Source organism: Lentzea sp. NBC_00516 (genome assembly GCF_036346835.1).
In the GTDB taxonomy this organism is placed as follows: Bacteria; Actinomycetota; Actinomycetes; order Mycobacteriales; family Pseudonocardiaceae; genus Lentzea; species Lentzea sokolovensis.
In genome coordinates this window covers 5996271-6017241 of record NZ_CP107840.1, presented here as the reverse complement: position 1 = coordinate 6017241, position 20971 = coordinate 5996271, and the positions used below count along the sequence as shown (strand labels likewise).

The 20971-nt window shown below is 69.3% G+C and carries 20 protein-coding genes; 16 read left to right on the top strand and 4 right to left on the bottom strand.

The genetic code is table 11. The features are described 5' to 3' along the window. Positions 1-79 precede the first annotated feature (79 nt). The gene (locus tag OG205_RS26945; protein WP_330270829.1) at positions 80-1666 is read left to right on the top strand and encodes a DUF6345 domain-containing protein; all 1587 of its coding nucleotides are present in this window, start codon (positions 80-82) and stop codon (positions 1664-1666) included. Positions 1667-1713: 47 nt separating this feature from the next. Here OG205_RS26945 and OG205_RS26940 read toward each other — a convergent pair whose 3' ends face one another. After that, positions 1714-1977: a hypothetical protein gene (locus OG205_RS26940; RefSeq protein ID WP_245822284.1), complete on the bottom strand. Its 264-nt coding sequence runs from the start codon at positions 1975-1977 to the stop codon at positions 1714-1716. Positions 1978-2402: 425 nt separating this feature from the next. On the opposite strand from OG205_RS26940, the gene OG205_RS26935 reads away from it, so the two are divergent. The 12 genes from OG205_RS26935 (at position 2403) to OG205_RS26880 (ending at position 13722) form a co-directional block, all read left to right on the top strand. Next, positions 2403-2681 (top strand): hypothetical protein, encoded by a 279-nt coding sequence (locus OG205_RS26935; RefSeq protein ID WP_170176263.1) that lies wholly within the window; start codon positions 2403-2405, stop codon positions 2679-2681. A 3-nt stretch (positions 2682-2684) separates the two neighbouring features. Then, positions 2685-3161 carry a hypothetical protein gene (locus OG205_RS26930; RefSeq protein WP_319980082.1) on the top strand — a complete coding sequence of 159 codons (477 nt, stop codon included), beginning with the start codon at positions 2685-2687 and terminating at the stop codon, positions 3159-3161. Next, positions 3136-5997 carry an ATP-binding protein gene (locus OG205_RS26925; protein WP_442916591.1) on the top strand — a complete coding sequence of 954 codons (2862 nt, stop codon included), beginning with the start codon at positions 3136-3138 and terminating at the stop codon, positions 5995-5997. Before OG205_RS26930 ends, OG205_RS26925 begins: the two co-directional genes overlap by 26 nt. After that, positions 5994-7865 (top strand): hypothetical protein, encoded by a 1872-nt coding sequence (locus OG205_RS26920; protein ID WP_330270828.1) that lies wholly within the window; start codon positions 5994-5996, stop codon positions 7863-7865. Before OG205_RS26925 ends, OG205_RS26920 begins: the two co-directional genes overlap by 4 nt. 11 nt (positions 7866-7876) lie before the next feature. Next, positions 7877-8479, top strand: coding sequence for a hypothetical protein (locus OG205_RS26915; RefSeq protein WP_330270827.1), 603 nt, complete (start codon positions 7877-7879; stop codon positions 8477-8479). A 3-nt stretch (positions 8480-8482) separates the two neighbouring features. Further along, on the top strand, positions 8483-9487 hold the full coding sequence (locus OG205_RS26910) for a C40 family peptidase (RefSeq protein ID WP_330270826.1): 1005 nt from the start codon (positions 8483-8485) through the stop codon (positions 9485-9487). 18 nt (positions 9488-9505) lie between these two features. After that, complete coding sequence (locus tag OG205_RS26905) at positions 9506-9979, top strand: hypothetical protein (RefSeq protein WP_093602180.1); 474 nt, start codon at positions 9506-9508, stop codon at positions 9977-9979. Next, on the top strand, positions 9976-10170 hold the full coding sequence (locus tag OG205_RS26900; RefSeq protein ID WP_330270825.1) for a hypothetical protein: 195 nt from the start codon (positions 9976-9978) through the stop codon (positions 10168-10170). Before OG205_RS26905 ends, OG205_RS26900 begins: the two co-directional genes overlap by 4 nt. Before the next feature lie 186 nt (positions 10171-10356). Further along, a complete protein-coding gene (locus OG205_RS26895; protein WP_330270824.1) occupies positions 10357-11763 on the top strand; it encodes an RNB domain-containing ribonuclease in 1407 nt (468 codons plus the stop codon). A gap of 56 nt (positions 11764-11819) precedes the next feature. After that, positions 11820-12485: an NADPH-dependent F420 reductase gene (gene npdG / locus OG205_RS26890; protein WP_330270823.1), complete on the top strand. Its 666-nt coding sequence runs from the start codon at positions 11820-11822 to the stop codon at positions 12483-12485. After that, complete coding sequence (locus OG205_RS26885) at positions 12485-13246, top strand: helical backbone metal receptor (protein ID WP_330270822.1); 762 nt, start codon at positions 12485-12487, stop codon at positions 13244-13246. The genes npdG and OG205_RS26885 overlap by 1 nt, the downstream gene beginning before the upstream one ends. A 50-nt stretch (positions 13247-13296) precedes the next feature. Continuing rightward, the gene (locus OG205_RS26880) at positions 13297-13722 is read left to right on the top strand and encodes an RICIN domain-containing protein (RefSeq protein ID WP_330270821.1); all 426 of its coding nucleotides are present in this window, start codon (positions 13297-13299) and stop codon (positions 13720-13722) included. Here the strand turns inward: OG205_RS26880 and pip are convergent. Beyond that, positions 13719-14660: a prolyl aminopeptidase gene (pip, locus tag OG205_RS26875; protein WP_330270820.1), complete on the bottom strand. Its 942-nt coding sequence runs from the start codon at positions 14658-14660 to the stop codon at positions 13719-13721. The genes OG205_RS26880 and pip overlap by 4 nt on opposite strands. An 18-nt stretch (positions 14661-14678) precedes the next feature. On the opposite strand from pip, the gene OG205_RS26870 reads away from it, so the two are divergent. Continuing rightward, positions 14679-15536, top strand: a complete 858-nt coding sequence (locus OG205_RS26870) for a glutathione S-transferase family protein (protein ID WP_330270819.1) — start codon at positions 14679-14681, stop codon at positions 15534-15536. A 10-nt stretch (positions 15537-15546) separates the two neighbouring features. Here OG205_RS26870 and panB read toward each other — a convergent pair whose 3' ends face one another. After that, positions 15547-16401, bottom strand: a complete 855-nt coding sequence (panB, locus tag OG205_RS26865; RefSeq protein ID WP_319980072.1) for a 3-methyl-2-oxobutanoate hydroxymethyltransferase — start codon at positions 16399-16401, stop codon at positions 15547-15549. Between the two features lie 125 nt (positions 16402-16526). Between panB and OG205_RS26860 the strand changes: the two genes are divergently transcribed. Next, complete coding sequence (locus OG205_RS26860; RefSeq protein WP_330270818.1) at positions 16527-16889, top strand: VOC family protein; 363 nt, start codon at positions 16527-16529, stop codon at positions 16887-16889. Here the strand turns inward: OG205_RS26860 and OG205_RS26855 are convergent. After that, on the bottom strand, positions 16867-17706 hold the full coding sequence (locus OG205_RS26855; RefSeq protein ID WP_330270817.1) for an alpha/beta fold hydrolase: 840 nt from the start codon (positions 17704-17706) through the stop codon (positions 16867-16869). The two genes, OG205_RS26860 and OG205_RS26855, sit on opposite strands and share 23 nt — an antisense overlap. On the opposite strand from OG205_RS26855, the gene lysX reads away from it, so the two are divergent. Beyond that, complete coding sequence (gene lysX / locus OG205_RS26850; protein ID WP_442916590.1) at positions 17668-20970, top strand: bifunctional lysylphosphatidylglycerol synthetase/lysine--tRNA ligase LysX; 3303 nt, start codon at positions 17668-17670, stop codon at positions 20968-20970. The genes OG205_RS26855 and lysX overlap by 39 nt on opposite strands. Position 20971: the final 1 nt, after the last annotated feature.

The window sequence follows — 20971 nt, the reverse complement described above, 5'->3', positions numbered from 1 at the left end:
TATCACGGCGAATAACGCCAGATCCTCCTGTCAGACGGTCGGCCCCTGCAGCCGGCCGTCTCCAAGGGAGGGAACAGACATGCAACGCAAGCTGACGGTGGTGCTGGCCCTGTCCAGTCTCGTCACCGCGGGAGTGGTCGGTGTCGCGACCGCCGACGCCACGGAACTGCCCGTCTACGGGGTGAAGAGCTCCGGTCTCGACCAGGAACAGGCGCAGAAGCTGCAACGGGCGTTCGGCCTCAAAGACGTCCAGAGATCCGAGGCCGGCGCGGTGTCCTTCGCGGACGAGCAGCGCTACCAGTACCTGCCGACCGTCGACAAAGGACAGGGCAGGCCCGACGAGGACGGCAACGCCACCACGCAGACCGCGCTCGACACCGAGGCGATCAAGCGCATCAAGACCATCCCCGCCGAGGACGCGGCCAAGCGCGCACAGGAAGGCCTGCGGGCGGCAGGTGTGCTGCCGGCCAACGCGACGCCCAGCGCGCAGCACACGACGTTCGAACTGTCGGACACCAACGGCCGCAACGCACTCACGGCCAACCTCGACACGAGCGTCTCGTACACGTTCCAGCTCGACGGCCTCCCGCTGGAGGGCGAGGGCGCGAACATCCGCGTCGCGTTCGACGCGCAGGGCGTGACGGCGGTCAGCCACGCCGCCCGCACCTACGACAAGGCCGGCACCGTCAAGGTCAACGACCTCGAGTACGGCGCCAAGCTGTGCCAGAAGTACCTGGGCGCCTCGGTGAAGCCCGAGGTGAGCTACGTCTACGTGGCCCCGCCGCTGGAGGAGAAGGTCGACAAGGTCGAGCCCTCGTTCCGCTGCGCCGGTCGCAACGACGACGGTGGCGCACCCCAGGCCATCACCCTGCCCGCCGCGGTCGGCGCCGAAATGCCGCAGCCGGGACCGGGCCAGGAGCCGCGGCCCGAGCAGCAGTTCAAGAGCCAGGCCGTCGGCACCCAGGTCGGCAGCGAGGGCACCGGCAACTGCTCCGGCCTGCCCAACACCGTCGCCAACATCGGCACGTTCAACACCGAGGCGAGCAACCACGGCATCGCCCGCGACTTCAGCTGGCTCAACGCCAACGCGTGGGAGAGCGACTTCAAGGACCCCGCCTTCGCCGGCGGTGACGACACGAACTGGGCCGACGACGTCGACCTCACCTACTGGCAGGGCCACGGCTCCGGCACCGGCTTCTACTTCACCGGCTGCTCCAACCACACCGACAACAAGCTCGCGAACACCGACGCGCGCTGGGGCCAGAACGACGTCGAGTGGATGAGCCTGTTCACCTGCCAGATCCTCGAGGACAGCACCGGCGGCCAGACCTGGGCGCAGCGCTGGGGCCAGGCGTTCCGCGGCCTGCACCAGATCAACAGCTTCACGACCGTCAGCTACAACTCCGCCAACCACGGCGGCAAGTTCGGTCACTACATGTGGCGCTCGCCGTTCCTGTGGTGGAACAACCCGATGAAGGTCCGCGACGCGTGGGCGCAGGCCAGCATCGACACCCAGCCGGCGGCGGTCCGCTGGGCGACCATGGGCCCCGTCACCACGGCGGGTGGACTGGGCAACTTCAACGACTACTTCTGGGGCAAGGGCACGGGCGTCGGCCCTGACTACGCCTCGACCGGCCTGTTCTGGCGGATCTCCGGCGCCTCCTAGGAGCCCGGACGCACGACGAAGCCCGGCGACCCCTCGGTCGTCGGGCTTCACCGGTTGGCCGGCCGCCCGGAAGGCATCCTCAGGACGGGCCGGAACGGCTCCCCCGAGTTGTAGAGCTCCTCCAACTCGGTCACGTAGGCGAGCACCGCGGGATTCACGATGTCGGCGAGCGACCGCACCCCCGCCTGGGGCTCGTAGGAGGCGAGGTAGGTGGCCGCCGCACGCGCGCGTTCCAGCACCGACCTGTCGAAGTTGATCGTCCTTTGGACCCGGCGCCGGGATTGCGTGCTCTGCCCGGTAGGCTCATCCACGCCTGGAGCATTAGGGGAGGCTGTGATTCCGTCCACACTTCCGTCCGGCACGAGGTCAGGTTCGAGCATGGGCGAATCTCCTCGGAGTCGTCGCTCCGGCTTGCGCCCGCCGTGTCTGCCGACGGGGTCGCGAACCGGCCGATCAGGGCATTCACATGGATGTACACGTGCGTGTGTTTAGGGCCCACGCACTGTGGGTGACCAGGGCGTTCGCAGTCGGGTGAACCTTGCCAGCGACGGAGAGAATCTCGATCCGGGTGTTCCCCACTGACGTCTCCTCAGTGATGATGTGTCGGCCAGATTAGACGTAATTCCTCCCAGGGGGAACGGCCAGATGATCTACACCCCGCAGCAACAGCCCCACACGTCGTGACGAACTCGTGTTCTACTCGTAGCGCAAGCCCCCGCGCACTCTGGAGTACCGAATGACCGCCATGGACCTGGTGACACTCGCTCAGCAGCAGCCGACGGTGCCGGGCACAAGCAATGTCCGTGACTGGATCCTGAACAACATCGTCCCCCTGCTGCTGCTGACGGTCGCGCTGCTTCTGCTCTGGCTGGGAGGCGGCAAAGGCGACAACGCGGGTGTCATGCGCCGTTTGGGCGGCGTGATCGTCGCGCTGGCCATCATCGGCCTCGCCGTCACCACCGACGCCGGCGCGAACATCGGCAAGTGGCTCGCCGGCTTGTTCGTCGGAGGCTGATCCGTGCGGGTCCGCACTGACGACGAGGTCTACCGGGTCGACGCCGTCTGGCTCGGTCCGCCCAAAGCGACTTTTCCCTGGCGCGCGCGATACGTCGCGTGGGGCGTCGGGATCGTCGTTTTCCTCGTCGTACTCACGATCGAACGGCAGATGGGCGTCGGGTTCGGGTTCTTCTCGACCGCGTGGGCCCTCGTCGCGACGATCATCCTCACCCGCTTCATCACCCAGCGGATCAGCCATGAACGGCCCCTCACGGCCGTCATGTCGATGTGGGTCCGCGAGCTGACGGCACCTCGAGAGCGCACGGCAAGCACCGGCGGAGCGGCCAGTGCCGCCCGGATCCGGGTCAGTCCGCAGCGGCCTCGTCCCAAGTTGAGCAAGAAACAACAACGACGGGCGAGACAGCAGGCCCAGCCCCGCCGGACGTCAGACAGCCGTAAGAAGGAGGTTCGCGGTGTTCGGACGCCGGCGAGACCGTGACCGTCGCTCCGCCCAGCACATCGCCCAGCACGCCGCCGCGGACCCGCGCGAGCGCGACAGGGCAGCGTATTCCAAGCGCGGACGTCGCCTGCCCGGCGAGCAGTCCGTGCCGAGCTACACACCGTCGATCGCCGCGCGCAGCATCGACGGTCACCTGCTGCGCACCGGCCAGGAGGTCTACGCCTGGTACCGGCTCGCGCCGCAACGCTGGTCGTTCCGCAGCGACTCGCAGCGCCAGGACCTGATCGCGGCCATCGCGGGCCAGTACGCCGAGCTGCAGGGCCGCTGGATGCACCTGCGGGTCACCACGCGGCCGTACCCCATCCGCATGTGGGCAGAGGCGCACGTGCACAACGCCGTCAAGCGCCTGCCGGACACTCCCGGCACGCTGTCGTTCGACGACTACATGGTCGGCGAGCAGCAGCAGCTCATGGGCCGCTCGATGGCGGAGAAAGAGGTCTACCTGGGCGTTCAGGTGCAGACCCGCAACATGATGGACCGCGCGGTCGAACGCGCGGCCCCCGTGCTGCGCAAGGTCTTCCCGGACGCCGTCGACGCCGAACTGGTGGCGCTCGACTCCGAGGTCGAGCACCTCGACCAGGTCATCGGGTCCGCGGGTCTCGAAGGCCGTCCCGCGACGGCCGAGGAGATGTCCTGGCTGATGCACCGGTCGTGCTCGCTGGGCCTGCCCGCGCCGCGCAACCTGCCCGCCGTGCCCGGTGCCGCGTGGGAACCGGAGGACCTGGCGTCCTTCACCGACGCCGCGGACTTCCACCAGGAGCCGTACTCACCGACGGTGACCGTGCGCGGCCGCACCGGCTCGAACGCGGGCATCAAGCGGCACGTCTGCGTGCTGACGGTCGGGCTGATGCACGGCCTGCAGATCCCCGAGGTCGACGACCCGTGGGTGCAGCGTGCCGACCGGCTGCCCGCCTCCGTCGAGTGGTCCGCGCGCATCTACGTGCGCAAGCCCGAAGAGGTGTCGGGCGAGCTGTCGCGGCAGATGAGCAAGGTCCGCTCGCAGGTCCGGCACTACACCGACGAGCACGAGCTGGAACCGCCGCAGTCGCTGGCCCGCCAGGCCGGCCGCGTGCTGGAGATCGACGACGAGATGACGTCGGGCTTCACCGCGCTGGGCACCCGGGTGCGCAGCTGGTGGCGCCTGGCCGTGTCCGGCCCGACCGAGCGCGAGGCGCTGCGGCTCGCCCAGTCGTTGCTGGAGCTGTACAAGCCGAAGGTCTCGATCGACCACCCCGAGGCCCAGTACGCGATCGCCCGCGAGTTCATCCCCGGCGAGCCGCTGTCCAACGGCGCGTACCTGCGCCGCGGCAGCGTGTTGTGGGCCGCGTCCGCCGTCCCGACCGCGACGGCGGAGGTCGGTGACCGCCGCGGCATTCTGCTCGGCGAGACCGTCACGGCCACCCGTCGCCCGGTCGCGTGGGACCCGTGGATGGCGCAGGAGCTCCGCGACGCCTCAGGTCTGACGGCGATGGTCGCGGGCCTGGGCGCCGGCAAGTCGTTCCTCGGCGGCGGCATGGTCTACAAGACCCTGCGGGCCGGCGCGCACTGGACGTTGCTCGACCCGTCCGGTCCGCTGTCCGCGCTGTGCGAACTGCCGGAGCTGCGGCCCTACGCGCGGCCGATCAACCTGCTCAACGCCCAGCCCGGGATTCTGAACCCGTACCGGGTGGTCGCCGAGCCGCTGCTCGACCACTTCCTCGACGAGGAGGACCCGGAACGGGCCTGGCGCCGGGAGAAGGCCCTCGCGGCCGCGACCCGCCGTCGTCTCGTGCTGGACGTGCTCACCGGTCTGCTGCCCTACGAGGTCGCCCGGCTGCCGCAGACGCGCATCACGCTGCTGCGTGCGGTCCGCACGGTCGGTGGCCGCTTCGACGCGCACCCCGGTCTCGTCTTCGAGGCGTTGCGCCGGGACGCGTCCGAGCACCACGAGCACGCCGTCGTCGTCGCGGACTTCCTCGACGAGATGCGCGAGCGCATGTCGTTGCTGATCCCCGAGGAGAACCACGACCCGTACAACGAGGTGCGTGACGACCGCCTCACCGTCCTGACGATGGCGGGCCTGAACCTGCCGAAGGACGGCGTCGGCCGCGAGCACTGGACGGACGCGGAGTCGCTCGGCGTCGAGATGCTCAACCTCGCCGCCTGGCTCACCCAGCGCTCGATCTACGAGAAGCCGAAGGACCAGCGCAAGGGCGTCTGGATCGACGAGGCGTTCTTCCTCTCCGAGGTCCCGACCGGTCGTGTGCTGATGAACCGCTTCGCGCGTGACTCGCGAAAGTGGAACGTCCGCGTGCTGCTGTCGTCGCAGATCCCCGCCGACTTCCTGAAGATCCAGGGCTTCGTGACGCTGCTCGACTCGGTCTTCGTCGGCCGGCTCGACGACGACTCGGCGCAGGCGGACGCGCTGCGGCTGCTCAAGGTGCCGATCGGCGCCGGGTACGAGCAGGTCGTCGCCTCGCTCGGCCGCCGCCCCGGTGGCGAGCGCAACGCGACCGAACGCGACCGCGCGCCCCGCCAGTTCATCTTCGGCGACGGCGCCGGTGGCGTGGAGCGGATCCGCATCGACTTCAGCGGCCCGCACCTGGAGCACCTGCGCAACGCCCTCGACACGACCCCCGACGCCAAGCGCGACAACGGCAAGGGCGAGCTCGTGCCGGCGGACGACCCCAACGCGGCCCCGAAGCCGCCCGCCTACGTGCCCGACGAGATCGACGACGAACTGGCGGCGGACATGGAACTAGGACTGACGGAGGAAGAGGCCCAGCTGGTGGCCCACGGTGACGGCACCAACCGCCACCGGGACGGCGGCGCATGACGGCGCTGACGATCGTGCTCGCGATCGCCGCCTTGCTCTGGGCAAGGCGGCGGTTCGCGCTGCGCGCGTCAGCACGCACCAGGTCGGTCGGCCTCGTCGCGGCCATCCTGGCGTTGCAGGTCGTCATGGGTGCCCCGATGGCGCACGCCCAAACCTGTGGCGAGGCACCGAATCCGGAACGTCCCGGCGCCGGCATGGTCGGCGCGCTCGACCCGCCCGTCGGCAACGGCCTGCCCGGCTCGCCGTATCTCGAGTACGGCTACGCGGGCATGGTCTGGCACAACTACAACGCCAAGTGCAACGTCCTGCCCGACGCCAACGCCACGCTCGACACGTGGGCGGGCAACGAGCTGTTCAGCATCGGCAAGAACATCGTCGGCGCCACGAACGCGTTGCACTACACCGTCATGGGCCGCGGTCTGCTGGTCCCGCTGGACGACGCCGTGAAGAACGGCGTGCAGAAGGTCTACGACAACGTCTACCTGCGCTGGTTCGGCCTGGTGGCGTTGCTCCTCGCGATCCTGATGTTCCGGCAGATCTGGACCGGCGACTTCGCCGCGATCTCCAAACGCGGGCTCTGGGCGCTGGCGGCCATGTGGCTGGCAACGTCCACATTGGCCTTGCCGCAGTTCTACAACCTCCTCGACAACACGCTGGTCTCCAAGACGTCGGAGATCCAGGCGGGGTTCATCGAGGCGCCTGAGGAACAAGGCACGCTCCACGTCCTGCCGACGAAACTGCACGACGCCGTCGTCTACCAAAGCTGGCTGCGCGGCGCGTTCGGCACGCCGGAGGCACCGCAGGCCGCCGAGTTCGGCCCGCGCATCCTCAAGGCGCAGGCCTGGACCACCGCCGAGATCGCCGAGGGCAAGGACGGCGACCAGGCGGCCCTGGACGCGAAGAAGGCCGAGTGGAAGGCGCTGGAAGCGCAGCTCGGCACCTCCAAGGGCTACTTCGACGGCACCGACGGCAGCCGCACCGGCGCGGGTTTCCTGGCGCTGCTGCAGTCCGTCGCGTTCTCTCTGTTCCAGTTGTTCGCGAAGGCCGCGGTGCTGCTGGCCCAGCTGCTGCTGCGCATCCTGACGCTCGCCGGGCCGCTCATCGGCCTGGTCGCGTTGCTGCACCACGACCTGCTGCGCAAGGTCGCCCGCGCGGCCGCCGTGACGGTGTTCAACGTGCTGGTGCTCGCGGTCCTCGCCGGTGTCCACGCGCTGCTGCTGCAGGCGATCTTCAACGCGACCGGGCTGTCGTTGCTGACGCGCACGTTGCTCGGCCTGATGCTGACACTCGTGTGCTTCGTGATCGGCAAACCGTTGCGCCGCATGTGGCAGATGGTCGAGATGTCGGTCGGTTCGGCCAGCAACGTCCTGCCGATGAGCGGTGGCGTCTGGTCCAAGATGATGGGCCGCAAGAAGCAGACCGGCCCGACGCCTCAGGACGAGTTCTGGGAGTCCGTGCGGGACAGCGACGCCGAGGGCGACGCGGCACCGCAGCGCGGTCGCGGCCGGGTGCGCCCGGAGGCCTCGAACCCGGTCATGGCGACGGCCCAGCGGCTCGACCGCGACTCGCAGCCCGGCCAGATCGTCAGCGGCTCCCACGGGAACGGCGTCCGTGCGGGCGCGCTGCCCTCGGGATCGGGTCCGGCGGCGTTGCCCGTCGCCCGGTCGCGCGTGGTGGACAGCCCCACGGTCACCGACAGGCAGTGGGACCGGGTCGACGACGCGGTGCTCGTGCCGTCGCGTTCCGGCGGCGGCTACTCCGCGCCGGCGCAGGAACCTCGCCGGGCAGAGACAGAAGTCGTGGCGGGGCGTCCGGTGCACGTGATCTACCGGCCGTCGCGTGGCTTCGAAGTCCGAGACAACAGCTGAGGGGAGCGTAGATGCCGATCCGTACCAACCGCGGCCGTGCCGCGGTCTATCGCAGGCTGTGGGGCTGGCCGCTGCGTTCCCCGCGGCACCTGGGCGCCTCGATCATCATCTTCGTGGTGCTGGTCGTCACGCTCGGCGTGGTCATCCCCAAGGTGCTCGACCGCAAGGCCACGGACCCGTCCGCGGCCGGTCAGACCTCGACTTCCTCGTCGGGCACCCAGGTCGGTCAGCTGCCGGGCAGCAGCGGCGTCTCGCTGCCGACCAAGCAGCCGCCGCCCACGAACGCCGCGTCGGCCGCCCCTCCCGCGGCGGACGCGCAGCTGATCGCCGAGCTGTGGGCGGAGAACTGGATCAAGCCGCCGCCGGACAACGACGTCACCAAGTGGCTCGCGCAGCTCCGTCCGTACACGACGGAGGAGTTCCTCGCGCAGATGGCGACGATCGACCCGAAGAACGTGCCGGACAAGATCACTCAGAAGGTCGCGGCCAAGCGGTCGACCGTGTCGTCGGCGGACTTCGAGGTGGGAACGGACACCGGCAAGGTCGTCATCACGTTGATCAAGCTCTCGCCCAGCAACGAGTGGCGGGTCAACGGCTACACGAAGGCGAGTTGACCCATGCGCGTGATGTTGCTGATCGGGGCGCTCGCCGCGATCGTCGTGATCGCGGTGGCGACGTCGGGCGTGTCGCAGGTGGTCAGCAACTCCACGAACCCCGCGGCCGGCGGGAACGTCCTGAAGATGAGCTGCAACGCGGCCATCGGGCCGTGGGACGCGGGTGGCGGCGCCGCCAGGGGGCAGGCCGACGCGGCGCGCCTCAACGAGGAGCAGCGCAACATCGTCGCGCGGATCATCTCCATCGGCCAGGAGCGCAAGCTGCCGCCGCTCGCGTGGCAGATCGCGATCCAGGCGGGCATGACCGAGTCGGGCCTGCGCCCGTTGAACTACGGCGACCGCGACTCGCTCGGCATCTTCCAGATGCGTCCGTCGATGGGCTGGGGCACTCCCGCCCAGGTGACCGATCCGACGTACGCGATCAACAAGTTCTACGACGTGCTGCTGAAGGTGCCGGACTGGGAGAACAAGCGGCCCGGTGACTCGGCGCAGGCGGTGGAGCGCTCGGCGTTCCCCGACCGGTACCACAACTGGGAGTCGATGGGAGCGTTCCTGCTCAGCGAGCTGGGCGCGATCAGCGACCCGGCGGGCTGCGGCTCCGGCGCGGGGGAGTTCCTGCTGGCGTCGAACGCGGCAGGCATCGCGATCCAGTTCACCAAGGAGCAGCTGGGCGAGCCGTACCTGTGGGGCGGCAACGGCCCGGACGCGTGGGACTGCTCCGGCATCCTGGTGAAGGCCTTCGGCGCGGCCGGTGTGAGCATCCCGCGCGTCGCGAACGACCAGTACGAGAAGGGCGGCGCCCACCTTCCGGTGCGCGACGCCCAAGCCGGTGACTTGATCTTCTGGGCGTACAACACCGCGGACCCGCGCTCGGTGCACCACGTCGGCATGTACCTCGGCAACGACGAGTACATCCACGCCCCCCAGACGGGTGACGTCGTGAAGATCAGCAAGATCAACTGGAATTATCAAGAGTTGATGCCGCTGGCCGTCCGGCCGGGCGTGTAGATCGCGGGGAGGCGCTGCATGTTCAACCACGACCCCATCCCGAGGCCTTCCGGACCACCCGCGTCGAGCACACCAGTGCGTGACTACGTGGCGGCCGGTGCTCCGGGAGTCTCTGCCGACTACGTGGTGATCCCGCGTGCGCTGGCCGAGGCGATGCCGTTGCCGTGGCAGCAGCACCTGGTGCACCTGCTGGCGGACTTCCACCGGACGTACGGCCACCTGAAGTGGCCGGTCTACCGCGTGGTGCCGTCGCGCTACGAGAAGCTCGCCGATCTCGACGAGGAACAGCTGGCCGAGGTCGGCGCCATCATGGAGATCGACTCCGACGGATCTCTCGTCTACCGGGACCGTTCCGGACGTAAGATCGAGAACGCCGAGGACCGCACGGTGCTGGTCTCGTGTTTGGATCCGATCCCGTCGGAGTACGCCAACGCCAACCAGTCGACGCCGCCGCGGGGATTCCCGGCGCCTTTGGGAGGCGAACGCAGATGAGTGACAGCAGTGGTTGGTACTTCTGCCTGACCCACCAGACCGTGGAGCAGGGCAAGGGCTGCAAGGGCGGCGACCGCATGGGCCCGTACCCGGACGAGGCCACCGCGGCCCACGCTCTGGAGATCGCCCGTGAACGCACCAAGGCCGCGGACGAGTCCGACAAGAAGTGGCGCGGCGCCGACGAGGACTGATCTTCCGGTCCTAGTGGCGTGACCTGGCCCGTTGGCGAGCGCATTCACGCTCAGCAGAGCGCCTCGCGGCACCGCCCCCACGCCCCCATACGTCCAGTATGAGGACGTGGGGGCGGCACCACGATGCACCCGTCTGACCGCGAATGCGCCCGGCAACGTTCCAGGTCACGCCACTAGTCTGTGCGGGTGGCTTCCCTGGTGATCCGCACGGGCCGTGCGGACGTGTCCTTCGACGGCATCCGCACCGAGTTCAGCCTGCCGTCAGCTTTTGACGCGGCCGTGCTCGCCGAGGCAGAGGCGGCGATCTCCCGTTCCCCGGGAGATCGCCCCGACCTCACCTCGCTGCCGCTGGTGACGATCGACCCGCCCGGCGCCAAGGACCTGGACCAGGCGCTGTGCGTGCTGAAGTCCGGTGACGGCTTCGTCGTGCACTACGCGATCGCCGACCTGGGGTTGTTCGTGACGCCCGGCGGCCCGTTGGATCTCGAGGTCCGGCGGCGCGGTCAGACCATCTACCTGCCTGACGGCAATGTGCCGCTGCATCCCACCGTGCTCTCCGAGGGCGCGGCCTCTCTCTTGCCAGGCGTCGTGCGGCCCGCGGTGCTGTGGACGTTCACCTGCGGGGCTGACGGCGTGCCGACGGCTGTCGAGGTGCGACGGGCGTTGGTGCGGTCCACGGCCCAGTTCGACTACGAGTCGGTGCAGAAGTCGTTCGACGCGGGCGATCCGCACCCGTCCGTGGCGGCGCTGGCCGAGTTCGGGCCGCTGCGGCGCGAGTTGGCCCGTCAGCGCGGCGCGATCGAGCTGCAGCTGCCCGAACAGGAGATCGAGTCCAACGGGGACGGCTGGAAGCTGGTCACCAGGCCGCGCGCCGCGGTGGACTCTTGGAACGCCGAGATCTCGCTGATGACCGGCATGGCCGCCGCCTCGATCATGCTGGAGGCCCGCGTCGGCATCCTGCGCACACTGCCCGATCCGGACGCCGAGGCCGTGGCCTCGCTGCGCAAGGACGCGGCGGCCCTGAAGGTGGCGTGGCCCGCGGACCTGTCGCCGGGCGCGTTCCTGGCCGGTCTGGACGCCTCGACGCCGGAGGCGTTGGCGCTGTTCACGGACGCCACGCGGCTGCTGCGCGGCGCGGGCTACTCGGCGTTCAACGGATCCGTTCCCGAGGTCGTCACGCACGCGGGTGTCGCGGCTCCGTACACGCACGTCACCGCGCCGCTGCGCCGCCTGGTGGACCGCTTCGCCACCGAGGTGTGCCTGGCGGTCACGGCGGGGCAGGAGCTGCCGTCCTGGCTGGCCGAGGCGCTGCCGCAGCTGCCGTCGCTGATGGGGGCCTCGGACTCGCTGGCGTCGAAGGTGGAGCGGGCGTCGCTGGACCAGGCCGAGGCGTGGGTGCTGGCCGGACGGGTCGGGCAGGAGTTCGACGCCGTCGTGCTGCGGTCCGGCGACAACGACGCCGAGGTGTTCGTGTCCGCTCCGCCGATCCTCGCCAAGTGCACCGGGAAGCGCCTGCCGGAAGGTGAGCGGATTCGCGTCCGGCTGGACGAGGCCGACCCCGCTGAGCGGCGCGTTCGGTTCAAGGCGGTCTGAGAGCCCAAGGTCACGTTGGGCAGCCCGCTTCCGGCGGGTCGTGTGAAGATGCAGGGGTGACTGACATTCGTGACCTCACCGTCGGCGTCCTGGGCGGCACCGGAGCCCAGGGCAAGGGCCTCGCCATCCGCTGGGCCAAGGCGGGCCTCAAGGTGATCATCGGTTCCCGCAGCGCCGACCGGGCGGAGCTGGCGGCCAAGGAGATCGTCGAGATCGCCGGCGGCGACGTCCGGGGCGCGGACAACTCCGACTGCGCGGCCGACTCCGACATCGTGCTGGTCGCGGTGCCGTGGGACGGCCACGCGGACCTGCTCGCGTCCCTGCGCGACCAGCTGGCCGGCAAGATCGTCATCGACTGCGTGAACCCGCTCGGCTTCGACAAGCAGGGGCCGTTCGCGCTCCCGGTCACCGAGGGCAGCGCGGCCCAGCAGGCCGAGCTCCTGCTGCCGGAGTCCAAGGTCACCGCCGCGTTCCACCACGTGTCCGCCGTGCTGCTGGCCGACCTCTCGGTGTCCGAAGTGGACATGGACGTGCTCGTGCTGGGCGACGACCGCGAGGCCACCGACACAGTGCGCGAACTGGCCGAGCTGGTGCCGGGCTTCCGCGGCGTCTACGGCGGGCGGCTGCGCAACGCGCACCAGGTCGAGGCGTTCACCGCGAACCTCATCGCGATCAACCGCCGGTACAAGACCCACGCCGGTCTGAAGATCACGGGCGTCTGATGCTTCCCGCCGACGACCTCGGTGAGCCGGTCCCGCTCGACCGGCCACGACGTGTGGTCAGTCTGGTGCCGTCGATCACCGAGGCCGTCGCCGTCAGCGTGCCCGGAGCCCTCGTCGGGGCAACGGACTACTGCACCCATCCGTCCGATTTGGACGTCGCGCGGGTCGGTGGCTCGAAGTACCCGGACGTCGACAAGGTCCTGAACCTGCAACCGGACCTCGTGATCGCCAACTCCGAGGAGAACCGCGCCGAGGACGTGGACCGGTTGCGCGCCAACGGCGTCAACGTCTGGGTGACCGAGGCGCCGAAGACGGTCCCGATGGCCCTGGCCTCGCTCAGGAGGCTCTTCGGGCTCGGCTGGGACCTCGAACCGGAGTGGCTCACGAAGGCCGAAGACCTCTGGCGCGAGACGGCACCGGCGAAGCTCACGGCGTTGGTCCCGGTCTGGCGCCGCCCGTGGGTCGTCGTCGGCCGCGATACTTTCGCCACCGATGTGTTGCGGCGCTTGGGAATCGAGAACGTCTACGCCTCCGACGAGGAGCGCTACCCGCGTCCGAGCCTGGAGCAGCTCAACGACAGGCGCCCTGACCTGGTGATCCTTCCCGACGAGCCGTACGTGTTCACCCACGAGGACGGCCCGGAGAGCTTTCCCGGACTGCCGTACGTGCTCGTTAACGGCCGGCACCTGACCTGGTACGGGCCTTCGCTCGTAGAAGCAAAACCTGGTCTTCAGAGGGCACTCGACTACGGCCAGGGTTGACAACCACGGGTGGATTCGCGGAACTCCCGGCGCTGTCAGGATTCTCGGCCATGGGGAAACTAGCCGCGATCATCGCGACAGCCGCCGCCACCGTCACGCTCACCGCTCTCCCGGCCAGCGCCGAACCCGTCGTCGTCTACCAGCTCGCCGGGAGCACCCGCTGCCTCGCCGACACCGGCAGCAACGTCGTTCTGAAGCCGTGCAACGAACTCTCCGACGAGCAGCGCTGGATCGTCCCGATAAGCGGTGGCGTCGACTGGCCGCACAACATGGCCACCGACAAGTGCCTGGCCGCCACCTCGTCCGGTGACGTGCTCGGCCAGGCCTGCACGACGAGCGCCGGCCAGCGCTGGCGCCGCGTCGCGTCGGGTTCCTCGTTCCAGTTCCGCAACGTGGGCACCAACAAGTGCCTCACCGCGCAGGTGGCGGTCGACACCTGCACGACGTCCAGCGCGAAGTGGATCGGCCTGCGCTAGTCGCGGAACCGATCAGTCGCCTCCAGCAAAGCCGTGAGGATGCCGGGCTCGTCGTACGCGTGCCCGGCATCCGGCACCAGCACCAGTTCCGACTCCGGCCAGGCCTTGTGCAGGTCCCACGCCGACACCGCGGGCGTCGCGATGTCGTAGCGGCCCTGCACGATCACGCCGGGAATGTCCTTGAGCCGCACGGCGTCCCGGATCAGCTGCCCCTCCTCGAACCACCCGTGGTTCACGAAGTAGTGGTTCTCGATCCGCGCGAACGCCAGCGCGTACTCCGGCACGGCGAACTCCGCCACCAGCTCCGGCCGCGGCAGCAACGTCACCGTCGCCCCCTCCCACGTGCTCCACGCGACCGCCGCCGGTCCGTGCACCTCGGGATCGTCCGAGGCCAGCAGCTTCGCGTACAGCTCGACCGGATCACCCGAGAGACCGGCGAGCGGCTCGCTGAACTTCTCCCACAGATCGGGGAAGAGGTTCGCCGCTCCGCCGCGGTAGTACCAGTCCACTTCGGACGAACGCAGCGTGAAGATCCCGCGCAGCACCAGTTCCGACACGCGCGACGGATGCTTCTCGGCGTACGCCAGCGCCAGCGTCGAACCCCAGGACCCGCCGAAGACCTGCCACCGGTCGATCCCCAGCGACGTCCGCAGCAGTTCCATGTCGGCCACGAGGTGCCAGGTCGTGTTCAGCGACAGATCACCGGACATCGACGCGTGCGGCAGCGAACGCCCGCACCCGCGCTGGTCGAACAGGATGATCCGGTAGGCGGACGGGTCGAACAGGCGCCGGTGCGACGGCGAGCAACCGCCGCCGGGGCCACCGTGCAGGAACACGACGGGCTTGCCGTCCGGGTTGCCGCACTCCTCCCAGAACACGAGGTTGCCGTCACCGGTGTCCAGGTGGCCTGACGTGTGGGGCTCGATCTCCGGGTACATGGGCCTATCGTCGGACACATGGCGCAGTTCTCGCAGGAGACCTCCACCACGGGGGCGTTCGTCCGTCAGCCGAACCGCTTCACCGCGCGGCCGGAGCCCGAACCCGGCCGCTACCGGCTCGTCGTCAGCCTCGCCTGCCCGTGGGCGCATCGCGCGGTCATCGTCCGCAAGCTCCTCGGCCTCGAAGACGCGATCTCACTGGCCGTCGTCGACCCGATCCGCGACGAGAAGGGCTGGCGTTTCCAGGGCACCGACCAGGTCCTGGGCATCGACTACCTCCAAGAGGCCTACGACAAGGCCGACGGGAACTACGAGGGCCGAGTCACCGTCCCCGCGCTGGTCGACACCACCACCGGTGAGGTCGTCACCAACGACTACCCGCAGATCACCCTGGACCTCAGCCTCAAGTGGCGCCCGGAGAGCACCCTCTACCCGGAGCACCTGCGCCAGGAGATCGACGCCTGGATCGAGCCGATCTTCCACCACGTCAACAACGGCGTCTACAAGGCCGGTTTCGCCACGTCACAGGAGGAGTACGAGCAGGCTTACACAGCTCTGTTCACCGGACTGGACCGCATCGAGGAGCACCTGACCGACCACACCTACCTGGTCGGAGAACAGCTCACCGAGGCCGACATCAGGCTCTGGACCACGCTCGTCCGGTTCGACGCGGTCTACCACGGCCACTTCAAGTGCAACCGGAACAAGCTCGCCGAGATGCCGAACCTGTGGGCTTATGCGAAACGCCTCTACGCGCAATTCGGCGACACGGTCGACTGGGACCACATCAAGCGCCACTACTACGTGACGCACCACGGCATCAATCCGACCGGAATCGTGCCGGCGGGTCCAGACCCGGAAGTCTGGACCCGCTGAGCGACAAGACTCAGTGGAAGGTGTGCTCGGGGCCGGGGAACTGCTGCCCGCGCACCTCGTTGGCGAACTCGGTGGCCGCGCCGAGCATGATGTTGCCGATGTCCGCGTAGCGCTTGACGAACCTGGGCGCCTTGCCGCGGTTCAGGCCCATCATGTCCTGCCACACCAGCACCTGGGCGTCGGTGTCCGGACCGGCGCCGATGCCCACGGTCGGGATGACGAGGTCGTGCGTGATCTGCTTCGCGACCTCGGCGGTCACCATCTCCAGCACGACCGCGAACGCGCCCGCCTCCTGCACGGCCAGCGCGTCCTGCACCACGACGTCGTGGTTGTCGTGACGCCCCTGCACGCGGTAGCCGCCGAGCTGGTGCTCGGACTGCGGGGTGAAGCCGATGTGCGCCATGACCGGGATGCCCGCGGCGGTGATCGCCCGGATGTGCGGCGCGAAGTACGCGCCACCCTCCAGCTTGACCGCGTGCGCCTGGCCTTCCTTCATGAACCGGACGGCCGTCGCGACGGCCTGCTCGACCGACACCTGGTAGGAGCCGAACGGCAGGTCGGCGACGACGAGGGAACGCTTGACCGAACGCGTCACCGCGCGTACCAGCGGTACGAGTTCGTCCACCGTGACCGGCAGCGAGGTCTCGTTCCCGTAGACGGTGTTCGACGCCGAGTCGCCCACCAGCAGGACGGGGATGCCGGCTTCGTCGAAGATCGAGGCGGTGAACGTGTCGTACGAGGTGAGCATGGGCCACGCCTCGCCACGTTCCTTCATCTCACGCAGGTGGTGAACGCGAACCCGCTTGGCCGGGGGCTTCTGGCCCGCTCCGGAGCCGTAGGGTGCGGAAACATCGGCAGTGGTCATCGTCGACCGGTCCTTTCCTCGAGGCCCGCATCAGCGGGTCCCCGGGCGCTTGGTGCACGGTTGCCGAACTCCAGAGTGGCACCGTCAGCCGGAAACGGAATGCAGATGCGGTTACCGTCACACGCGTGGCCGCACGAATCACCGAACTGGTACTCGACTGCACCGATCCCGAACGCCTTGCCACCTTCTGGGGAGAAGTTCTGGGCTACGAGATCCTCGACCGCGACGACGTCTCGGTGGAGATCGGACCGAAGGACCGGCGCACGACGCTGCTGTTCCTGCGCAACCCCGACCGCAAGCTGCAGAAGCTCCGCCTGCACATCGACGTGCGGGCGACCGACCGCGAGCAGGACGAGGAACTGGAGCGTCTCCTCGCGCTCGGCGCCACGCGTGCCGACATCGGTCAGGGCGACAACGTGAGCTGGTACACCCTGCAGGACCCGGAGGGCAACGAGTTCTGCCTGCTCAGTGGCCGGGTAGACCCCTGAGCACCTCCCGGACGGCCATGACCACGGCGTCCGGGCGGTCCATCTGAATCATGTGCCGACTGCCGGGCACCGGCACGTTGCGTCCCCACGGCACGAGGGCGGCCAACGACCGGTGCTCCGGCCAGACCTTCCGTCCGGCCGTGAGCACCAGGAACGGCACACGAGGCAACGGCCGGCGCCCCCGCAGCCGTTCGAGCGTCGCCACCTGACCGGGGTACGACGCGAGCTCCCACAGCACCGCCCGCCCGACACCGGGCCGCCGGTAGACGAGTTCGACCAGGTCAGAGGGTGCCGGATCGGTCACGCCGAGCGTCGAGACGGCGGTCAGCAGGTTGCGGAACGAGTGCCCGTACCGCCGCGTGAACCGGGCGCCGAGCCAGCGGCTGCCGAACGCCCGCATGCCCTGGGCGACCACCGCCGACAGGTCGAACGGGGCCCCCGAGCCCGGCGCCTCGGCGTCCGGATCGAGCAGGATCACCCCGTCGATCCGATGCGGCCGCAGCCGCGCGTAGGCCTCGACGTGCATCGACGCCATCGAGTGCCCGACCAGGATCGCCCGCGGCACCCCGCGCAGCACCGCGTCGAGCACCGCCACCTCCCGCGCCAGCGACGGCCCGCGCCGGGCAGGACCGCTCAGCCCCAGGCCGGGCCGGTCGAACACGATCACCCGTGCGAGTGGTTCGAGCAGACGGACGGTCCGGTCCCAGTCGAACCACGCCCCGCCCAGGCCTGAGCTGAGCACCACGACGGGTGCCTCGACACGCCCGGAGGACGCGACATGCACTCGTCCGGCCGAAGACGGAATCATGGCGGTCATCGGCTGACCTCAGGAGATGCAGTGGCACCGGCGTGGAAGTGGAAGACCGCGGGCACGATCGCGACGATCGTGCAGCTCGCCGGGGCGTTGTCGCTGCTCAGAGTGATCCTGCCGGAGGACAGCTGGTTCACCGACGTCGCGGACGGCATCGGGTACTTCTTCGGTCTGCCGATCGACGGCAACCTGTTCATCGCCATGGTGTTCTTCGTCCTCGGCGCCGCCCTGCGCAGGCACAAGCGAGCGGCGCTGTGGACGCTGCTGCTGTTCCAGGTCATGGGCCTGGTGCTGGTCGGCTTCATCATGGTCATCCTGGCCCTGGCGCCTGAAGAAATCCTGGATGAGGGCGAGAAACCGCACTGGGTGTTTCTCGGTGCCGGCGTCGCGACCTCGCTGGTGTTCGTGGTGCTGCTGGTCGCGGTGCGGGAGGCGTTCCCTGCCCGCGTCGCCCGTGGTGCGTGGCGGCGGGCGCTGGCGTCGTTCGTGCTCGGCATGATCGCGCTGGTCCTCCTCGGCTGGGGACTCGCCGAGATCTTCCCCGGCAAGCTGGTCGAGCAGCTCGACAAGGTCGCGTGGGCGGCGAACCAGGCGACGGGTGAGGTCGTCCGGCTGGGCAGGCTCGACATCCCCGAGGGCCCGCAGTGGCTGAGCGTGCTCCTCGGTCTGGGCGGCACGCTCGTCGCGGCCCGAGGGATGTACATCTTCTTCCGAGGTGTCCGCTCGCAGAGCATGATCACCGGCGAACAGGAGCTGGACGTGCGCCGGCTGCTGGCGGCGGAGGGCGAGCCCGACTCGCTGGGCTACTTCGCGACCCGGCGCGACAAGAGCGTCGTGTTCGCGGCGTCCGGCCGGGCGGCGTTGACGTACCGGGTGATCGGCGGCGTGACGCTGGCGTCCGCCGACCCGATCGGCGACGACGAGCACTGGCCTGAGGCCGTGCTGGCGTGGCTGTCCGAAGCGCGCACCTACGGCTGGATGCCCGGAGTTCTGGGCGCCTCCGAACGAGGAGCGCAGGTCTACTCCGACGCCGGCCTGAAGGCTCTGGAGATCGGCGACGAGGCGATCCTGGACGTCCGCGAGTTCAACCTGGCCGGTCCGGAACGGCGCGGGCTGCGTCAGGCGGTGTCGCGCGTCGAACGGGCCGGGTACACCACGCGGGTCCGCCGCCACAGCGAGATCGCGCCGGACGAGATGGCGTCCATTCTGGACCTCGCGGAGGCCTGGCGCGGTGCCGAGACCGAGCGCGGGTTCTCGATGGCGTTGGGGCGCCTGGGAGATCCGAGCGACGGCCGGTGCGTGATGGTCGAGGCCTACGACGAGTCGGGTGCGTTGCGCGGCCTGCTGTCGTTCGTGCCATGGGGCCGCCGGGGCGTGTCCCTGGACCTGATGCGCCGCGACCGGGCGGCGGAGAACGGCCTCAACGAGTACATGGTCGCCCAGCTCGCGGCCGCCGCCGGACACCTTGGCGTGCAACGGATCTCGTTGAACTTCGCGATGTTCCGCGCGGTGTTCGAGGAGGGCGAGAAGATCGGCGCCGGCCCCGTGCTGCGGGCGTGGCGGCGGGTGCTGTCGCTCGCCTCGCGGTTCTTCCAGCTGGAGTCGCTGTACCGGTCGAACGCCAAGTACCTGCCGGAGTGGGAGCCGCGTTTCCTCTGCTACCAGCGCTCCCGTTCGCTGCCGCGGGTCAGCATCGCCGCCGGTGTCGCCGAGGGTTTCGTGCCGTCGCTGCGGTCGTTGCGCAAGCGGGCGTTGCAGAAGACCGACGTGAGCTCCGAGTTCGCGCTGAAGGTCGCCGAGATCGACGCGATCCGGATCGAACCGAAGGCCGTGCGCAGGCCGGAACAGGTCCGGGTGCGGATCGCGAAGGTCGAACGGCTCCTGTCCCAGGGCGTCGATCCGTATCCGGTCGGGTTCGCCCGCACGGATCTTCTTGCCGCGGCACGGGAACGCTTCGGCGAGGACGTGTCGGTGACCGGACGCGTGGTGGCGCTGCGGGAGATGGGCAGGCTCTGCTTCGCGCGGATCCGGGACTTCAGCGGCGAGATCCAGCTGATGCTGTCCGTCGACGCGCTGGGGGACGCGTTGGCGTCGTGGAAGTCGGACGTCGACCTCGGCGACCACGTCGGCGTGACCGGCAAGGTGATCAAGTCCGACCACGGCGAGATCTCCGTGCTGGCCTCGTCCTGGACGATGACCGCGAAGTGCCTGCACCCGTTGCCGGACAAGCGGAAGGGCTTCACCGACCCGGAGGCCCGCGTCCGTCAGCGCTACCTCGACCTGGTGGTGAACCAGGACTCGGCGCACCTGCTGAAACTGCGCAGCGACGTCATCCGCAGCGTGCGGGAGTTCCTGCACGCGCAGGAGTACCTCGAAGTCGAGACGCCGATGCTGCAGGCCGTGCACGGCGGCGCCAACGCGCGGCCGTTCGTCACGCACATCAACGCCTATGACATGCGGATGTACCTGCGGATCGCGCCGGAGCTGTACCTGAAACGGCTGTGCGTCGCGGGCGTGGACCGGGTGTTCGAGCTGAACCGCAACTTCCGCAACGAGGGCGCGGACGCCACCCACAACCCCGAGTTCACGATGCTCGAGGCCTACCAGTCCTATGCGGACTACCGGGTCATGCTCGACCTGGTCCGCACGCTGATCCAGCACGCGGCGCGCGAGGCGTTCGGTTCCGAGGTGGCGCACCGGCCCGACGGCACGTTCGACCTGTCGGGACAGTGGCCGGTGATTCCGGTCTACACAGCGGTCTCCTCGGCTCTGGACGCCTCGATCACCCCGGACACGTCGGTCTCGGAGCTGCGGTCACTGCTGTCCGCGCGGGACGTGGAGATCAACGACGACTGGGACCACGGCCAGCTGGTGCAGGAGGCGTACGACTCGTTCGTGGAGGCCTCCACCGTCGGCCCGACCTTCTACATCGACTTCCCGACGTCGGTGTCGCCGCTGACCCGGCAGCACCGCGTCGACTCGCGCCTGGCCGAGCGGTGGGACCTCGTCGCGTTCGGTGCGGAGATCGGCACCGCCTACTCGGAGCTCACCGACCCGCTGGAGCAGCGGCGCCGGCTGGAGGCGCAGTCGTTGAAGGCCGCGTCCGGTGACGTCGAGGCGATGGAGCTGGACGAGGACTTCCTGCGGGCGCTGGAGCACGGCATGCCGCCGACCGGTGGGTTCGGCATGGGCGTGGACCGGTTGCTGATGATGCTGACCGGCACGTCGATCCGGCAGACCGTGCTCTTCCCCTTCGTCCGCCCGACCTGAC